At 66.9% G+C, this 16,679-nt stretch carries 23 protein-coding genes; all 23 read right to left on the bottom strand.

Annotated elements, in window-relative coordinates:
* Position 1 precedes the first annotated feature (1 nt).
* Entirely contained in the window at positions 2-406 is a 405-nt protein-coding gene (locus AC6LJ2_RS08865; RefSeq protein WP_498151199.1) for a helix-turn-helix domain-containing protein, read from the bottom strand.
* Positions 407-532: 126 nt separating this feature from the next.
* On the bottom strand, positions 533-1,324 hold the full coding sequence (gene tatC / locus AC6LJ2_RS08860) for a twin-arginine translocase subunit TatC (protein ID WP_175193317.1): 792 nt from the start codon (positions 1,322-1,324) through the stop codon (positions 533-535).
* Positions 1,321-1,920, bottom strand: coding sequence for a Sec-independent protein translocase protein TatB (gene tatB, locus AC6LJ2_RS08855; protein ID WP_498151198.1), 600 nt, complete (start codon positions 1,918-1,920; stop codon positions 1,321-1,323). The genes tatC and tatB overlap by 4 nt, the downstream gene beginning before the upstream one ends.
* A gap of 72 nt (positions 1,921-1,992) precedes the next feature.
* On the bottom strand, positions 1,993-2,220 hold the full coding sequence (gene tatA, locus AC6LJ2_RS08850) for a Sec-independent protein translocase subunit TatA (RefSeq protein WP_025139943.1): 228 nt from the start codon (positions 2,218-2,220) through the stop codon (positions 1,993-1,995).
* A gap of 14 nt (positions 2,221-2,234) precedes the next feature.
* Positions 2,235-2,603: a histidine triad nucleotide-binding protein gene (locus AC6LJ2_RS08845; protein ID WP_263912809.1), complete on the bottom strand. Its 369-nt coding sequence runs from the start codon at positions 2,601-2,603 to the stop codon at positions 2,235-2,237.
* A 16-nt stretch (positions 2,604-2,619) separates the two neighbouring features.
* The gene (locus AC6LJ2_RS08840; RefSeq protein WP_498151197.1) at positions 2,620-2,970 is read right to left on the bottom strand and encodes a phosphoribosyl-ATP diphosphatase; all 351 of its coding nucleotides are present in this window, start codon (positions 2,968-2,970) and stop codon (positions 2,620-2,622) included.
* Positions 2,967-3,371, bottom strand: a complete 405-nt coding sequence (hisI, locus tag AC6LJ2_RS08835; RefSeq protein WP_263912811.1) for a phosphoribosyl-AMP cyclohydrolase — start codon at positions 3,369-3,371, stop codon at positions 2,967-2,969. Before hisI ends, AC6LJ2_RS08840 begins: the two co-directional genes overlap by 4 nt.
* Before the next feature lie 2 nt (positions 3,372-3,373).
* Complete coding sequence (hisF, locus tag AC6LJ2_RS08830; RefSeq protein WP_263912812.1) at positions 3,374-4,192, bottom strand: imidazole glycerol phosphate synthase subunit HisF; 819 nt, start codon at positions 4,190-4,192, stop codon at positions 3,374-3,376.
* Positions 4,189-4,929 (bottom strand): 1-(5-phosphoribosyl)-5-[(5-phosphoribosylamino)methylideneamino]imidazole-4-carboxamide isomerase, encoded by a 741-nt coding sequence (gene hisA / locus AC6LJ2_RS08825; RefSeq protein ID WP_025139938.1) that lies wholly within the window; start codon positions 4,927-4,929, stop codon positions 4,189-4,191. The genes hisF and hisA overlap by 4 nt, the downstream gene beginning before the upstream one ends.
* 56 nt (positions 4,930-4,985) lie before the next feature.
* Positions 4,986-5,684, bottom strand: coding sequence for an imidazole glycerol phosphate synthase subunit HisH (gene hisH / locus AC6LJ2_RS08820; RefSeq protein WP_263912813.1), 699 nt, complete (start codon positions 5,682-5,684; stop codon positions 4,986-4,988).
* A 34-nt stretch (positions 5,685-5,718) separates the two neighbouring features.
* Positions 5,719-6,306, bottom strand: a complete 588-nt coding sequence (gene hisB, locus AC6LJ2_RS08815) for an imidazoleglycerol-phosphate dehydratase HisB (RefSeq protein ID WP_025139936.1) — start codon at positions 6,304-6,306, stop codon at positions 5,719-5,721.
* A gap of 12 nt (positions 6,307-6,318) precedes the next feature.
* The gene (hisC, locus tag AC6LJ2_RS08810) at positions 6,319-7,410 is read right to left on the bottom strand and encodes a histidinol-phosphate transaminase (protein ID WP_445657960.1); all 1,092 of its coding nucleotides are present in this window, start codon (positions 7,408-7,410) and stop codon (positions 6,319-6,321) included.
* On the bottom strand, positions 7,407-8,711 hold the full coding sequence (gene hisD, locus AC6LJ2_RS08805; RefSeq protein ID WP_263912815.1) for a histidinol dehydrogenase: 1,305 nt from the start codon (positions 8,709-8,711) through the stop codon (positions 7,407-7,409). Before hisD ends, hisC begins: the two co-directional genes overlap by 4 nt.
* 54 nt (positions 8,712-8,765) lie before the next feature.
* Positions 8,766-9,440, bottom strand: a complete 675-nt coding sequence (hisG, locus tag AC6LJ2_RS08800) for an ATP phosphoribosyltransferase (RefSeq protein ID WP_263912816.1) — start codon at positions 9,438-9,440, stop codon at positions 8,766-8,768.
* On the bottom strand, positions 9,437-10,705 hold the full coding sequence (gene murA, locus AC6LJ2_RS08795; protein ID WP_498151196.1) for a UDP-N-acetylglucosamine 1-carboxyvinyltransferase: 1,269 nt from the start codon (positions 10,703-10,705) through the stop codon (positions 9,437-9,439). The genes hisG and murA overlap by 4 nt, the downstream gene beginning before the upstream one ends.
* Before the next feature lie 2 nt (positions 10,706-10,707).
* Entirely contained in the window at positions 10,708-10,953 is a 246-nt protein-coding gene (locus tag AC6LJ2_RS08790; RefSeq protein WP_263912818.1) for a BolA family protein, read from the bottom strand.
* 5 nt (positions 10,954-10,958) lie between these two features.
* Positions 10,959-11,771: an ABC transporter permease gene (locus AC6LJ2_RS08785; protein ID WP_006392336.1), complete on the bottom strand. Its 813-nt coding sequence runs from the start codon at positions 11,769-11,771 to the stop codon at positions 10,959-10,961.
* Positions 11,768-12,571: an ABC transporter ATP-binding protein gene (locus tag AC6LJ2_RS08780; protein ID WP_263912819.1), complete on the bottom strand. Its 804-nt coding sequence runs from the start codon at positions 12,569-12,571 to the stop codon at positions 11,768-11,770. Before AC6LJ2_RS08780 ends, AC6LJ2_RS08785 begins: the two co-directional genes overlap by 4 nt.
* Positions 12,572-12,744: 173 nt before the next feature.
* On the bottom strand, positions 12,745-13,374 hold the full coding sequence (locus AC6LJ2_RS08775) for an MlaC/ttg2D family ABC transporter substrate-binding protein (protein WP_263912820.1): 630 nt from the start codon (positions 13,372-13,374) through the stop codon (positions 12,745-12,747).
* A 38-nt stretch (positions 13,375-13,412) separates the two neighbouring features.
* On the bottom strand, positions 13,413-14,222 hold the full coding sequence (locus tag AC6LJ2_RS08770) for an MlaA family lipoprotein (protein WP_263912821.1): 810 nt from the start codon (positions 14,220-14,222) through the stop codon (positions 13,413-13,415).
* An 84-nt stretch (positions 14,223-14,306) separates the two neighbouring features.
* Positions 14,307-14,807, bottom strand: coding sequence for an outer membrane lipid asymmetry maintenance protein MlaD (mlaD, locus tag AC6LJ2_RS08765; RefSeq protein ID WP_263912822.1), 501 nt, complete (start codon positions 14,805-14,807; stop codon positions 14,307-14,309).
* 12 nt (positions 14,808-14,819) lie between these two features.
* Positions 14,820-15,608, bottom strand: a complete 789-nt coding sequence (mlaE, locus tag AC6LJ2_RS08760) for a lipid asymmetry maintenance ABC transporter permease subunit MlaE (RefSeq protein WP_263912823.1) — start codon at positions 15,606-15,608, stop codon at positions 14,820-14,822.
* Positions 15,605-16,441 carry an ABC transporter ATP-binding protein gene (locus AC6LJ2_RS08755; RefSeq protein ID WP_263912824.1) on the bottom strand — a complete coding sequence of 279 codons (837 nt, stop codon included), beginning with the start codon at positions 16,439-16,441 and terminating at the stop codon, positions 15,605-15,607. The genes mlaE and AC6LJ2_RS08755 overlap by 4 nt, the downstream gene beginning before the upstream one ends.
* Between the last annotated feature and the right edge of the window lie 238 nt (positions 16,442-16,679).

Genomic DNA, 16,679 nt, shown 5'->3' with positions numbered 1-16,679 from the left:
GCTAGATGCCGCCGGGACGCCGCAAGGGGCGTGCCTTGGCAGCGTTGCGCACCGCCGGGGTTGCGCCGGGGTCTTCGAGCATCAGGCGTACGACCTTCAGCACTTTCCTTTGTGTGATTTCAGGCTGGCGCCGCAATAGCGTGCAGAGTCCGCAGCAGTACTCGTCGGACGGCGCGGCGCCCTGGACGGCACTCGGGCCGGCCATGCCGTCGGTCAACCAGGGTACGTGGGTGCCCAGCGCGCGGGCCAGTCGCAGCAAGGTGCCACGCGTGGGCGAGTAGTGGTCTTCGCGGGTGAGAATGCGGTGGATGCAGGACTGCGACACGCCGGACAGGCGTGCCAGCTGGTTCTGGCTTTTGATGCCACGCCGCCGCATCAGGGCGCGCAGCCGGAGGGCGAGCGACATGGTTGCAATGTAGGATTGCAGCCAGGTTGGTACAAGCGGAAACGGTCCGTTTATTCGCGCGCGTGAAACGGGAGTTGCCGCGGGTGCCGGGGGCGCGAAGGCCCCCGATGGCACGGCGATGGATGCTTAGTGGCGCTCGGTGAGCGAGCCGTCGGCCGGGGCGTCTTCGGCCCCGGGCTTGGGGGTGACCATTCGTGCGCAGATCAGGCCGATCTCATACAGCAGGCAGAGCGGCACGGCCAGCATGAACTGGCTGACCACGTCGGGCGGGGTGACGACGGCGGCGATGATGAAGGCGCCGACCACGACGTAGCCACGCGCGCTCTTGAGCTTGGACAGCTCGACCACGCCCATGCGTACCAGCAAGACCACGGCCACGGGAACTTCGAAGGTGATGCCGAAGGCCATGAACATCGTCATGACGAAGCTGAGATAGGCCTCGATGTCAGGCGCCGGCGTGATGGACTGCGGCGCGAAGGTGGCGATGAAGTGAAAGACCGTGCGGAAGACCACGAAATAGCAGAACGCCATGCCCGCGATGAACAGCAGCGTGCTGGAGATGATCAGCGGCAACGCCAGGCGCTTTTCGTGCTTGTACAGGCCAGGCGCGACGAAGGCCCAGGCCTGGTACAGCACCACCGGCAGCGCGACGATGAAGGCGGCCATCATGGTGACCTTGACCGGCACCATGAAGGGCGTGATGACGCCGGTGGCGATCATGCGGGTGCCTTGCGGCAGCGAGGCCAGCATGGGCTGGGCCAGCACGTCGTAGATGGCCGACGCGCCGGGGTAGATGAACAGGATGATGAACACGACCACCACCGCGCCAACGGCGCGCAGCAGGCGGGTCCGCAGTTCGACCAGATGGGAGATGAAGCTTTCCTGCTGGCCGTCTTCTTGGGAGGCGTCCTGGGTCACGTTGTCGTTCCGGAGGGCGTGGCGGGCTTGGCCGACGAGGTAGCGCCAGCGGCGGGCGAACCCGCGGCGGGCGCGCTGGGCGCCGGGGCGGGAGCCGGTTGTGTGGCCGGCATGGAGGCGGGCGTTTCCAGGTCCAGGCTCAGATTCGGGCTGGGCGGCGCAATGGTGCGCGGTGTGTCAGGCGAACCTGCGGCAGGCGCGTCAGCCGTCGCGGCGGCCTGGCCAGCGAGTGGCTGCATCAGCGGTTCGGCGGGGGCGTCGGTGCCTGTCGCGGCCGCGGGCTTGCCGCTGGCTTCGCGGGCGACCTCGTCGAGTTCGGCGCGGAATTGCTGGACGGGTTCCTGCAGTGCGGCGTGGGTGTCGTTGAGCGATTGCTTCACGCCTTGGGCGGCGTCTTCCATTTCGTTTTTGAACTTGCGCAGTTCGTCCAGCTCGATTTCGCGCTGGATATCGGATTTCACGTCGTTGACGTAACGCTGCGCGCGGCCCAGCAAGTGGCCGACCGTGCGGGCGACCTTGGGCAAGCGTTCGGGGCCGATGACGATCAGCGCGACGACGCCGATCACCATCAGTTCAGTGAGGCTGACATCAAACATTCGACGGCCGCTCGGGAATTGAGGCAATGAGGGCCGGCCGGTTCAGGCCGGGCCCGGGGGGCGAGCAGGCGCTCAGGGGTTGGATTTTTCCTTGGCCTGCACATCGATGGTGTCGCCGGCCACGCGCTGCTGCGCGATCGGTTCGGCGGGCTTGTCGCCGTTGGCGTCTTTCATGCCTTCCTTGAAGCCCTTGACGGCGCCGCCGAGGTCGGAACCGATGTTGCGCAGTTTCTTGGTGCCGAAAATCAGCGCCACGATGACCAGAACGACCAACCAATGCCAAATGCTAAAGCTACCCATGACGGTTCTCCGTATTACGCGGTGGGGGCCACGCGCCCTTTCCAGGGTCGCGAGCCGCCGATGATGTGGAAATGCAGATGCGGGACTTCCTGGCCGCCTTCGACGCCAGAGTTGATCATGATGCGAAATCCGCCATCAGGGCCCGGACGGCAACCGTTTTCAGCGGCAAGCCGCGGCGCCAACGACATCATTCTACCCAACCAACCTGCGTCCTCGTCCGTAATATCCTGCATGGATGTGACATGACGTCGAGGGATGAGCAGCAAATGCACCGGCGCGGCCGGATTGATATCGTGGAATGCAACAAAGTCCTCGTCCTCGTAGACCTTCCTGGACGGGATTTCGCCAGCGGCGATCTTGCAGAAAAGACAGTTGGCGCTCATTTTTCCGGGTTCCGTGTCAGTCTTGGGGACGGCTGGCCTTTTCGGCCAGGCCCGACAGGCCCTCGCGGCGGGCCAGCTCGGCCAGCACATCGTCGGGGCGCAGGTTGAAGTGCGTCAGCGCGACCAGGCAATGAAACCACAGGTCGGCGGTTTCGCTGACGATGCGGTCGGGGACACCGTCTTTGGCGGCCATGACCAGTTCGGTGGCCTCTTCGCCGATCTTTTTCAGGAAGGCGTCGGGGCCCTTGGACAGCAGCTTGGCCGCGTACGAGGCCTGGGGATCGCCGCCGTTTTCGGGGCGGCGGGTTTCCAGGGTGTCGGCGATGCGGGCCAGGATGTCGTGGGCGCTGAGGGGCGAGTGGGTCATTTGTAGATCAGTTCGGGGTCTTTCAGGACCGGGTCCACGGTGACCCAGGCGGCCTGATCCGTCTGCCCTTCCAGGCGGCGGTAGAAGCAGCTGGCGCGGCCGGTGTGGCAGGCGATGCCGCCTTCCTGGTGCACTTTGAGCAGCACCACGTCGCCGTCGCAGTCCAGGCGCAATTCATGCACCTGCTGGACGTGGCCGGATTCCTCGCCCTTGCGCCACAGGCGCTGGCGCGAGCGCGACCAGTACACCGCGCGGCCGGTGGCGGCGGTTTCGGTCAGCGATTCGCGGTTCATCCAGGCCACCATCATGATCTGGCCGTTGTCGGCGTCTTGCGCGATGGCGGGGATCAGGCCGTTTTCGTCGAAGACGACGTCGGCCATCCAGCTGGGTTCGTTGCTCATTTCTATAACCTCACTTCGATGCCTTGCTCGGCCATGAAGCGCTTGCATTCGCCGACCGTGTGCTGGCCGAAGTGGAAAATGCTGGCGGCCAGCACGGCGCTGGCCCGGCCGGTGGTGACGCCGTCGGCCAGGTGCTGCAGGTTGCCGACGCCGCCGGAGGCGATGACGGGCACCGGCACGGCGTCCGAGACGGTGCGGGTCAGTTCCAGGTCGAAGCCCGACTTGGTGCCGTCGCGGTCCATGCTGGTGAGCAGGATTTCGCCGGCGCCGTAGGCGGCCATGCGGCGGGCCCAGGCCACGGCGTCCAGCCCGGTGGCCTTGCGGCCGCCATGGGTGAAGACTTCCCAGCGGGGCGCTTCGCCGGGGGCGGACACCCGGCGCGCGTCGATGGCGACCACCACGCATTGCGAGCCGTGGTAATCGGACGCGGCGCGCACCAGGTCCGGGTTGGCCACGGCGGCGCTGTTGATGCTGATCTTGTCGGCGCCGGCATTGAGCAGGCGCTGGATGTCGGATACCTGGCGCACGCCGCCGCCGACGGTCAGCGGAATGAAGACCTGCGAGGCCACCTGCTCGATGATGGGCAGGATCAGGTCGCGGCCGTCGCTGGTGGCGGTGATGTCCAGGAACGTGAGTTCGTCGGCGCCCTGCTCGTTGTAGCGGCGGGCGATCTCGACGGGGTCGCCCGCATCGAGCAGGTTGACGAAGTTGACACCCTTGACGACCCGGCCGGCGGTGACGTCCAGGCAAGGGATGATGCGGCGGGTCAGCGCGCTTTGGGTGGGCGCGCCGGCCTCGGGGGACCTGCTGGGAGTGGTCATTTTGCCAATTCGTCGGCGCGGGCCTGGGCCGCTTGGAAATCGAGCGTGCCTTCGTAGATGCTGCGGCCCAGGATGGCGCCTTCGACGCCCTCTTCTTCGACGGCGCACAGCGCTTCGATGTCCTGGATGCCGGCGATGCCGCCCGAGGCGTACACGGGGATGCGCACGTGCTGCGCCAGGCGCACGGTGGCTTCGACGTTGACGCCCGACAGCATGCCGTCACGGCCGATGTCGGTGTAGATGATGGCTTCGCAGCCGTAGTCTTCGAACTTCTTGGCCAGGTCGAGCACGTCGTGGCGGGTCAGCTTGCTCCAGCCGTCGGTGGCGATCTTGCCGTCGCGGGCGTCCAGGCCGACGATGATCTGGCCCGGGAAGGCGCCGCAGGCGTCCTGCAGGAAGCCCGGGTTCTTGACCGCGGCGGTGCCGATGATGACGTACGAGATGCCGGCGTCGAGGTAGCGCTCGATGGTGTCGAGATCGCGGATGCCGCCGCCGATCTGGACGGGGATGTCGTCGCCGACGGCGTCCAGGATGGCCTTGATGGGCGCTTCGTTCTTGGGCTTGCCGGCGACGGCGCCGTTCAGGTCGACCAGATGCAGGCGGCGGGCGCCTTGCTCGAGCCAGCGGGTGGCCATGGAAGCGGGGTCTTCGGAGAACACCGTTGCATCGTCCAGGTCGCCCTGGCGCAGACGCACGCAGCGTCCGTCTTTGAGATCGATGGCGGGGATCAGCAGCATGGTGGGCAGCGGGAAAATATAGGTTGAATGGTCTGGAGCGCGTGGGCCGAAGCGGCCTACGGCTGCCAGTCTACAAAATTGCGATACAGGCGCAAACCGTGCTCGGCGCTCTTTTCCGGGTGGAACTGCACCGCGAAAATGTTAGCTGCCGCTACTGCGCAGGTAAAGGACAGGCCGTAATCGGTTTCACCGACGGTCAGGCTTGCATCGACCGGGTCGGCGTAATAGCTATGGACGAAATAGAAATGCGTGTCGTCCGGAATGCCGTCCCAGATAGGGTGAGAGCGCGTCTGGCGGACTTTGTTCCATCCCATGTGCGGGACCTTGAGGCGTTCGGGGCGGCCATCGACCAGGCCCGCGCCGCCGGTATCGGCCAGGCAGGCTTCGTCGTCGGCCGGCACCGGGTCGGCAAAGCGCGGGCCCGAAAAGCGGCGCACCACGCCGGGGAACAGTCCCAGGCAGGACGTGCCGCCCTCTTCGCTGGCGTCGAACAGCATCTGTTCGCCGACGCAGACGCCCAGCAGCGGCTTGCTGCGTGCGGCCTTGACGACTGCTTCGCGCAGGCCGGATTCATTCAGGGTGCGCATGCAGTCCGCCATGGCGCCCTGCCCGGGAAAGACGACGCGGTCGGCCGCGTCGATATCTTGGGGCTGGCTGCAGATGCGGATGTCCGCGTCGGGGGCGGCGTACTTGAGCGCGCGCGCGACGGAATGGAAGTTGCCCATTCCGTAGTCGACGATGGCGATAGTGGTCACTTCGATTTACCTGGTGCGTGGGAGGTCGCGGCGGTTACAGCACGCCCTTGGTGGAGGGCACGACGTCGCCCATGCGCGGGTCGACTTCGACGGCCATGCGCAGCGCGCGGCCACAGGCCTTGAAGACCGTTTCGCACTGGTGGTGCGCGTTGGTGCCACGCAGGTTGTCGATGTGCAGCGTGATCAGGGCATGGTTGACCAGGCCCTGGAAGAATTCGCGGGTCAGGTCGACGTCGAAGGCGCCGATGTGCGATCGCGTGAAGGGGATGTGATATTCCAGGCCGGGGCGGCCGGAAAAGTCGACGACCACGCGCGACAGGGCTTCGTCCAGCGGCACGTAGGCGTGGCCGTAGCGGCGCAGGCCGGCCTTGGTGCCCACCGCCTTGGCGATGGCCATGCCCAGGGTGATGCCCACGTCTTCCACCGTGTGATGCGCATCGATGTGCAGGTCGCCCTCGGCCTTGATGTCGAGGTCGATCAGGCCGTGGCGCGCGATCTGGTCCAGCATGTGGTCCAGGAAGGGCACGCCGGTGTCGATCGTCTGCTTGCCGGTGCCATCGAGGTTGATGGCCACGCGGATGCGGGTTTCGTTGGTGTTGCGGGTGATCTCTGCGGTACGCATGTCAGAACTCGATTAGGCACTCAGGATGTCTTGCAGTGCCGATAGCAAAGCGGCGTTCTCGGCCGGGGTGCCCACCGAGATGCGGAGGCAGTCGGCCAGGAGCGGATGGGCGTTGGAGAAGTTACGAACCAATATTTTGCGCGTTTTCAGGGCAAGATGCACGGCGTTGCCGTCCAGCTTGCCGGAAAAGCGGGCGAGTACGAAGTTGGCGGCGGAAGGGAATACCCTGACGCCGGGCAACGCGGCCAGGGCGGCGGCCAGCGGCTCGCGGTCGGCGCGCAGGCGGGCGGCCTGCTCGTCCAGCACCGGCTTGTGGCGCAGCACGGTCAGCACCGCGGCCTGGGTCAGCACGTCCAGGTTGTAGGGCGGACGCACCTTGTTGAGCTGGGCGATCCAGTCGGGGTGGCCGGCCAGGTAGCCAAAGCGCAGGCCCGCCAGGCCGATCTTGGACACGGTGCGCATTACCACCACGTTGGGCGCGGCCAGCACCTGGGGCATCCAGCTGCGGTCGGTGAACGGCTGGTAGGCCTCGTCCACCACCACCAGGCCCGGGGCTGCCGCGATGATGGCGGCGATGTCCGCGTCGGACCAGGCGCCGCCGGTGGGGTTGTTGGGCACGGCCAGGAACACCACCTTGGGCTGGTGCTCGCGAATGGCGGCCAGCATCGCGGAAATATCCAGGGACAGATCGCTGGCCAACGGCACGCCGACGAAACGGGCGTGGTCAAAGCGCGCCGCCATGTCGAAATAGACGAACGACGGCCACGGCGACAGCACCACGTCGCCCGGGTTGCAGCAGGCCTGCACCGCGATGTGGATGAGTTCGTCCGAACCGTTGCCGAACAGTACGTCGGCGTCGGCCGGCACACCGAAGGCCGTCTTGACCGCTTGCTGCAGCCCGGACAAGTCTGCGGCCGGATAGCGGTTCAGCGGGGTGTCGCGCAGCACGCGGGCCAGGTCGTCGCGAACCGCCTCGGGCAGCTCGTAGGGGCATTCCATGGCGTCCAGCTTGATGCAGCCTTCGGCATGCGCCACCGGGTAGGCGGCCAGCGCGAGAATGTCGGGCCGGATCGTGCCGGCGATGCGGCCGGCGGCGCCGCTCATGGCTTGTCGATCCGGTACTGGGCGCTGGCGGCGTGGGCCTGCAGGCCTTCGCCCAGCGCAAGCTCGGCCGCGATGCGGCCCAGCGTCTGGGCACCCTGGTGCGACACCTGGATCAGGCTGGAGCGTTTCTGGAAATCGTAGACGCCCAGCGGCGACGAGAACCGGGCCGTGCGCGAGGTGGGCAGCACGTGGTTCGGGCCGGCGCAGTAGTCGCCCAGGGCTTCCGAGCTGAAACGGCCCATGAAGATCGCGCCGGCGTGGCGGATCCTGGCGGTCCAGGTTTCGGGGTGCTCGGTGGAAATTTCCAGGTGCTCGGGGGCGATGTCGTTGGCGATGCGGCAGGCTTCGTCCAGGTCGCGGACCTGGATCAGCGCGCCGCGGTTCGCCAGGCTGACGCGCAGGATGTCGGCGCGCGGCATGGTGGGCAAGAGGCGCGCGATGGATGCTTCGACTTCGGCGATGAAGGCGGCGTCGGGGCACAGCAGGATGGACTGGGCCAGTTCGTCGTGCTCGGCCTGCGAGAACAGATCCATGGCGATCCAGTCGGCCGGCGTCTTGCCGTCGCAGATGACCAGGATTTCGCTGGGGCCGGCGATCATGTCGATGCCGACCACGCCGAACACGCGGCGCTTGGCGGCGGCCACGTAGGCATTGCCGGGGCCGACGATCTTGTCCACGGCGGGCACGGTGGCGGTGCCGTAGGCCAGCGCGCCGACGGCCTGCGCACCGCCGATGGCGAACACGCGGTCGACGCCGCCGATGGCGGCCGCAGCCAGGACGATGGGGTTGCGCACGCCGTCGGGCGTGGGCGTGACCATGATCAGTTCTTCGACGCCGGCCACTTTGGCCGGAATGGCGTTCATCAGCACCGATGACGGGTAGGCCGCCTTGCCGCCCGGCACGTACAGGCCGACGCGGTCCAGCGGTGTCACCTGCTGGCCCAGCATCGTGCCTTCGGCATCGGTGTAGGTCCAGGTCTCGGCGCGCTGGCGCTGGTGGTAGCTGCGCACGCGCTCGGCGGCGGCTTCCAGGGCGTGGCGCTGGGCCGCGGGCAGCGCGGCCAGGGCCGCATGCCATTCGGCCTTGGGGATTTCGAGCGTGGCCGCCGAGGCAGCCGGCATGCGGTCAAAGCGCTGGGTGTATTCCACCAGCGCCGCGTCGCCGCGGGTGCGCACGTCGGCCAGGATGCCGGCGGCGGCGCGGTCGATGGATTCGTCTTCCGTGGCCTCGAAGGCCAGCAGCTTGGACAGGGCGGATTGGAATCCGGGATCGCGGGAATCGAGACGGTTGATCAGGGCCATGGCGTCATGGTTCAAGCAAGGGAGCGGCCGCCGCGCGGGCGCGGCGGGCGAAAGTCAGGCGTTGCGGGTGGCGGCTCTTTCGAAGGCGTCCAGCAGCGGCTGCAGGCGGTCGCCGCGGGTTTTCAGGGCGGCCTGGTTGACGATCAGGCGCGAAGAGATCGGCATGATGTCTTCGACGGCGACCAGGTCGTTGGCGCGCAGCGTGCCGCCGGTGGAGACCAGGTCCACGATGCAGTCGGCCAAGCCTACCAGCGGCGCCAGTTCCATCGAACCATACAGCTTGATGATGTCGACGTACACACCCTTGGACGCAAAGTGTTCACGGGCTGACTGCACGTACTTGGTGGCCACGCGCAGCCGCGCGCCCTGGTGCACCGCGGCCTGGTAGTCGAAACCGTTGCGCACGGCCACGGCCAGGCGGCACTTGGCGATGTTCAGGTCGATCGGCTGGTACAGGCCGCCGGGCTGTTCGGCGGCATGCTCGATCAGCACGTCCTTGCCGGCAATGCCCAGGTCGGCCGCACCGTATTGCACGTACGTCGGCACGTCGGAGGCGCGCACGATGATCAGGCGCAGGCCCGGATCGCTGGTGGGCAGGATCAGCTTGCGCGAGCTTTCGGGGTTCTCGGGCACTTCGATGCCGGCTTCCGCCAGCAACGGCATGGTTTCTTCGAAGATTCGCCCCTTGGACAAAGCCAGGGTCAGGGGCGCGAGTTGGGCATCGCTCATGCCGATTCCTTGCCGGTTGCGCGTTGAATGTTGGCGCCCAGGGCGCGCAGCTTGACTTCCATGCGGTCGTAGCCGCGGTCCAGGTGATAGATGCGGTCGACCACGGTTTCGCCGTCGGCGGCCAGGCCGGCGATGACCAGGCTGGCCGAGGCCCGCAGGTCGGTCGCCATGACCGTGGCACCCGACAGGCGCTTGATGCCACGCACGATGGCGGTATGGCCGTCGATGTCGATGTCGGCGCCCATGCGGCGCAGTTCCTGCACGTGCATGTAGCGGTTTTCGAAGATGTTCTCGACGATGACGCTGGTGCCGTCGGCGACGGTGTTCAGGGTCATGAGCTGGGCCTGCATGTCGGTGGCGAAGCCCGGGTACTCGTGGGTGCGGAACCCCACGGCCTTGGGCCGGGTGGACATGGCGCCGCGGATCCAGTCGGGGCCGGTTTCGATGGTCAGGCCGGCCTCGACCAGCTTGTCCAGCGTGGCGCCCAGGATGCTCGCGTCGGCATTCTTGAGCAGGATGTCGCCACCGGCCGCGCCGACGGCGCACAGGAAGGTGCCGGCTTCGATGCGGTCGGAAATGACGCGGTGCTCGGCGCCGTGCAGGCGCTCGACGCCCTCGATCACGATGCGGTCGGTGCCGTGGCCCTGGATGCGGGCGCCCATCTTGATGAGCAGCTCGGCCAGGTCCACCACTTCGGGCTCGCGGGCGGCATTTTCCAGCACGGTGCGGCCTTCGGCCAGCACCGCGGCCATCAGCAGGTTCTCGGTGCCGGTGACGGTGACCATGTCGGTGCGGATGGAGGCGCCCTTCAGGCGCTTGGCGCGCGCCACCACGAAGCCGTGTTCGATGCTGATTTCAGCGCCCAGCGCGGCCAGGCCCTTGATGTGCTGGTCCACCGGCCGTTGGCCGATGGTGCAGCCGCCCGGCAGGCTGACGCGGGCTTCGCCGAAGCGCGCCACCAGCGGGCCCAGCACCAGGATGGACGCGCGCATGGTCTTGACCAGGTCGTAGGGCGCTTCCAGGTTGTCGACGCGGTCGGCCTGCAGCGTGACCAGGCCGTCGGCCGCGCGCTCGGCGCGCACGCCCATGCGGCCCAGCAGGCGCAGCATCGTGGCCGTGTCGTTCAGGTGCGGTACGTTGGACAGGGACAGCGGGTCGGCCGTCAGCAGGCCGGCACACAGGATCGGCAGAGCCGAGTTCTTGGCGCCGGAAATGATGATTTCGCCGCGCAGTTGCGCGCCGCCGGTAATGCGTAGCTTGTCCATGATTACTTGCCCGCCTGGGCGTACTCGCCAGGGGTCAGCGTACGCATCGACAGGGCGTGGATCTCGGCTTTCATGCGGTCGCCCAGGGCGGCGTAGACCAGTTGGTGGCGCTGGATCAGGCGCTTGCCTTCGAAGGCGGCGCTGACGATGACCGCGTCGAAATGCGAGCCGTCGCCTTGCACGTCGAGATGTTCACAGGGCAGGCCGTCCGCGATGTATTGGCGGACTTGCGCGGGAGTGGGAAGCATGGACGTCAGTTCCTGAGTTTGTAGCCGCTGGCCAGAAGCCGCAGCGCATAGATCGACAGTGCGAGGAACACCCCCGTCACCACCGCCAGGCTGCGCCAGGGGGAGACGTCCGACACCGAGAAGAATCCGTAACGGAAGCCGTCGATGGTGTAGAAAATGGGGTTCCAGTGGGACACGCCCTGCCAGAAGGCGGGGAGCGTATGGATGGAATAGAACACGCCGGACAGGAAGGTGGCCGGCATGATCAGGAAGTTCTGGAAGGCGGCGAGCTGGTCGAATTTCTCGGACCACAGGCCGGCGATCAGGCCCAGCACGCCCATGATGCCGCAGGCCAGCACGGCAAACACGAGCAGCCACAGCGGGTTGGCGGGCACCAGCGACACGAAGAACAGCGCCACCACCCACACGCACAGGCCTACGGCCAGGCCACGCACCACGGCCGCCAGCACGTAGGCGGCGAAGATGTCGCGGTGCGACAGCGGCGGCAGCAGCATGAACACCAGGTTGCCCGTGATGCGGCTCTGGATCAGCGACGAGGACGGGTTGGCGAAGGCGTTCTGCAGCATGCTCATCATCATGAGCCCGGGGATCAGGAACGCGGTGTAGGGCACGCTGCCGTACACCATGACGCGCCCTTCCAGCACGTGGGCGAACACCAGCAGGTACAGCAGCGCGGTGATGACGGGCGCGGCGATGGTCTGGAAGCTGACCTTCCAGAAGCGCAGCAATTCCTTGCGCAGCAGGGTCGGAAAGCCCGACCCCGCATCCAGGCGGGGTTGCACCAGCGGCTGGCTGGCGTTGGCGGCGGGCTGCGTCATTGCGGCATCTCTTCGGGTTGCGGGGCGGGCTTGTCGTCCTGGTGCATGATGCGCACGAAGGCGTCTTCGAGGTCGACGCCGCCGACGCGGGCCAGCAGCGCCTGGGTGGTGTCCAGCGCCACGATGCGGCCGCCCTTGAGCATGGCGATGCGGCCGCACAGGGCTTCCGCTTCTTCCAGGTAATGGGTCGTGAGCATGATGGTGTGGCCGGCCTTGTTCAGGCGCGAGATGAATTCCCACAGCGTGCGGCGCAGATCGACGTCGACGCCCGCGGTGGGTTCGTCCAGCACGATCACGGGCGGGCGGTGCACCAGCGCCTGCGCGACCAGCACGCGGCGCTTCATGCCGCCGGACAGCGCCCGCATGTTCGAATTGGCCTTGTCGGCCAGCCCGAGATTGAAGAGGATTTCGTCGATCCAGTCGTCGTTCTTGCGCAGGCCGAAATAGCCCGACTGGATGCGCAGCGTTTCGCGCACCGTGAAGAACGGGTCGTAGACCAGCTCTTGCGGCACCACGCCCAGGGCCCGCCGTGCCGACTTGTAGTCGGCCACGACGTCGTAGCCACAGACGGTGGCGCGGCCGGCGCTGGCGCGGGCCAATCCGGCCAGGATGGAAATCAGGGTGGTCTTGCCCGCGCCGTTGGGGCCGAGCAGGCCGAAGAACTCGCCGTGCTCGATGTTCAGGCTGACGTTGTCGAGCGCCTGGAAGCCGGCCCCAGGCGCGCGGCCGGTGAGCTTGCCCCAGCCGCTACGGCGCGGCGAGTAGATTTTGGAGACGTTCTCTAGACTAACGGCAGACATGACGGCGGGGAGGTTGCCCGGAAAAGAGCGAATTGATCATTATATAAGCGGCCCGCCTTGCGAGGCGCTGATAGCCCCGGCGGCCGTAGGGCACGGGCTGTAATGTGTCCCCAAAATAACAGGCCCGGCGGGCCGCAAGGGCGCGCCGGGCCGGCAGGCAACTGGACAGGACCTTACTGGTTGCGCTGGTTCAGGGCCTGGATCAGGCCGTCGATGCCGTTCTGGTTGATCTGCTGGGCGAACTGGTTGCGGTAGTTCTCGATCAGCCAGATGCCTTCGACGTTCATGTCGTAGATTTTCCAGCCCTGGGGCGTTTTTTCCAGGCGGTAGTCCACGCCGGTGGGCTGGCCGTTGGCCTGGCTGATGAGCGTGCGCACGACCACGTCGTCGGCCTTGGGGTCGCCGCGGAACGGCAGCGCCGTGACCTTGGTGCTGGACGTGACGCGGGTCAGCGCGCCGCTGTAGGTGCGCACCAGCGTGCCGCGGAAGGCGTCGGCCAGGGATTTTTTCTGGGCGTCGCTGGCTTGGCGCCAGTAGCGGCCGGCGGCCAGGCGGGTGGTCTTCTGGAAGTTGACGTAGGGCAGGATGTGTTCGTTGACGACCTGGTTGATGCGGGCGGTATTGCCCGCCTTGATCGCACCGTCGGCCTTCAGGACGTCCAGGGCTTCATTGGCCACGCCCAGCACGAACTGGTCGGGTGCGCCATTGGCGTCGGGTTGCGCCTGCACGGCGGCGCCGGCCGCCAGGCCCAGCAGGCCGGCCAGGGCCAGGCGCTGGAGCAGGGAAAAGAAAGAAAACCGCATGAAAACTCCTTGCTGTACTGATTACGCAATCTGACAGCTTACTTGGTTGCGGGCACGGGTGCCGGGGTGGCGGCGCCCTTGTCCTTGGCGGCGGGCGCGTCGCCCTCGTCGTCTTCGTAGTTGGGCAGGCTGGACTCGTCGTCCACACGCTGGCCCTTGACCATGGCGGCGCGGCGCTGCAGATAGGCGTCACGAATGAAGCTGTAGGGGTCGAGCGCGACGCGGTCGATGGTGTCGGTGGCGTTGAGCAGGCTGGCGCGGGTGTCGACGACTTCCAGGCCCCACAGCGAGTTGCGCAGCGGCACGTTGTCGATGGCGCTCACGCCCATGTAGCCGTACTGGCGGCCTTGCCAGTCGCCGATCAGGCCGACGCCGTCGCGCACGCTGGACGAACCGAAGAACGGCAACACCAGGTACGGGCCCTGGCCCAGGCCCCACACGCCCAGCGTCGTGCCGAAGTCGTTCGGGATCTTGCGGGCGCCATTGGCCGAGGCGACGTCGAAGCAGCCGCCCACGCCCATGGTGGTGTTGAACAGGAAACGGCCCAGCGTGTTGACGAAGTCGTGGCCGCGGCCCTGCAGGAAGCTGTTGGTGCCCGACCAGAGGTCGCCGACGTTGCTGAAGATGTTGTGGACGCAACTGCGCACCGGCTGCGGCGTGACGTAGGTGTAGGCCTGCGCCACCGGCTTGAAGACGGCGCGGTCGACGGTGTCGTTGAACTTGTAGACGCCGCGGTTGAAGCCTTCCCAGGGGTCGCGCGGGTCCGGCTGCTGCGGGGCAGCGCAACCCGCCATCAGCGCGCCGGCGGCGGCCACGGTGGCGATACGGGAAAGAGCTTTCTTGTTCATGATCAGGGCATCCCTATCAGCAGAGTTCTATTCTTATTGCAGCGTGCGCCCGATGCGGCGATGGCCGCATCGGGCGGATTGTCTTTAATTCGGGGCATTCGCTTCGGGGGCGGCAGCCGCTTTCGAGCCTTCTTTTTCGGCCGAGCCGTACAGGAACTTGCTGATCAGCTGCTCCAGCACGACGGCGCTTTGGGTATAGCGGATTTTCCCGCCATCGGCAAAGTTGTCTTCTTCGCTGCCCGGGGTCAAGCCCAGGTACTGTTCGCCCAGCAGGCCGGACGTGAGGATGGCCGCGGACGAGTCCTTGGGGAACTGGTAGGCGGTTTCCAGGTTGATCGCCACGACGGCCTGGAAGGTCTTGTCGTCAAAGGAGATCTTGGCGATCCGGCCCACCACCACGCCCGCGCTTTTCACGGGCGCGCGGACCTTGAGGCCGCCTACGTTATCGAAATTGGCCGTCAGCGTATAGGTGGGAGCGAAAGAAAAGGTGCTCAAGTTGCCGGCGCGCAACGCCAGGAACGCCAGCGCGGCCGCGCCCAGCAAGATGAACAGGCCTACCCAAATGTCGGTTTTTTCGCGTGACATGATCGATCCGTTTCAGTTTCCAAACATCAAGGCGGTGAGCAGGAAGTCCAGCCCCAGCACCGCCAGCGAGCCCACCACGACCGTGCGGGTGGTGGCGCGGGCGACGCCTTCGGGAGTGGGCTTGGCCTGCCAGCCTTCGTAAAGCGCGACCAGCGTCACGGTGACGCCGAACACCAGGCTTTTGATGACGCCGTTCAGGACGTCTTTCCAGACATCGACACCGCCCTGCATCTGCGACCAGAAGGCGCCGGCGTCGACGCCGATCATCAGGACGCCCACGACCCAGCCGCCCAGGATGCCCACCATGGAGAACACGGCGGCCAGGATGGGCATGGCGATGATGCCGCCCCACAGGCGCGGCACCAGGACGCGGCGCATCGGGTCGACCGCCATGACTTCCATGGCGGACAGTTGTTCACCGGCCTTCATCAGGCCGATTTCAGCGGTAAGCGACGTGCCGGCCCGGCCGGCGAACAGCAGTGCCGTGACCACGGGGCCCAGTTCGCGCACCAGAGACAGCGCGACCAGCAGGCCAAGAGATTCCTCGGCGCCGTAGCGGTTCAAGGTGTAGTAGCCCTGCAGGCCCAGCACGAAGCCCACGAACATGCCGGACACGGCGATGATCAGCAGCGAGTAGTTGCCGATGAAATGGATCTGCTGCGATACCAGCCGCGGGCGCGACAGCGCGATGCCGCTGCGCGCCAGCATGGCGCCGAAGAAGCGGGTGAAGTAGCCGATGCCGGCGATGCGGGTGCGCACCCAGCCGCCCAGCGCGCCGATGGCGTTGTTCGATGCGTTCATGCGCGGCGCCCTTGTTGTTGCGCCAGCCACTTCTGGAAAGCCGGCGTTTCGGGGTACTGGAACGCGACCGGACCGTCGGGTTCGCCTTTGAGGAATTGCTGCACGTAGGGGTCTTGCGAGGCCGACAGGCTCTCGGGGCTGCCGGCGGCCTTGAGTTCGCCCTGCCCCACCAGGTAGACCTGGTCGGCGATGGCGAAGGACTCGTGCACGTCGTGGGTGATCAGCACCGAGGCGCAGCCCAGGCGGTCGGCCAGGCTGCGGATCAGGCGGGCGGTGATGCCCAGCGAGATCGGGTCCAGGCCGGCGAAGGGTTCGTCGTACAGGATGAGTTCGGGTTCCAGCACCACCGCGCGGGCCAGCGCCACCCGGCGGGCCATGCCGCCGGACACCTCGGCCACCTTCAGGTGGGCCGCGGCGCGCAGGCCCACGGCATCGAGCTTGTCCAGCACCCGTTCGGTGATGTCGGACTCGGCCAGCCGCGTGTGCTCGCGTAGCGGAAACGCCACGTTTTCGAAGACATTCAGGTCGGTGAACAGCGCGCCTTGCTGGAACAGCACGCCCATGCGCTTGCGCAGGGATTGCAGTTCGGACGGCGTGGCGCGGGCGATGTCCTGGCCGAACGCCAGCACCGTGCCTTCCTTGGCGACGAGCTGGCCGGTGGCGGCCCGCAGCAGGGTCGTCTTGCCGGAACCGGAGCCGCCCATGATGGCGACCACCTGGCCCGGGCGCGCTTCCATGGAAATGTTGCGCAGGACGGTGAAATCACCGTAGCCGAGCGCCACGCCTTGCAGGTGCAAGGCAAATTCCGGGGGGCTGCTGGTTTGAGCGGGCATGGGCAACAAGAACGGGTGTTTCGGTGGCGGCGGCCCTGCCGCCCCGCTCGAGCGCGGGCGGGACGATGGCCGGCGCGAGCGAGACAGGCTGCGTCGGGAAGCGCCCTGTTACTCATATGCCGGGGACAGGAAGACAAACTGTTGCACCCAGCGGCGAGGGGCCATTGTAGCCCGACGAACTGTCACCGCAGTGCGGTATGTCAGTTCGTGGAACAGTGTTTTCGCCCCGGGGAACAAT

Source organism: Achromobacter sp. 1014246743, assembly GCF_059760725.1.
The sequence above is the reverse complement of the archived record's forward strand: the minus strand, read 5'-3'. Positions and strand labels throughout refer to the sequence as shown.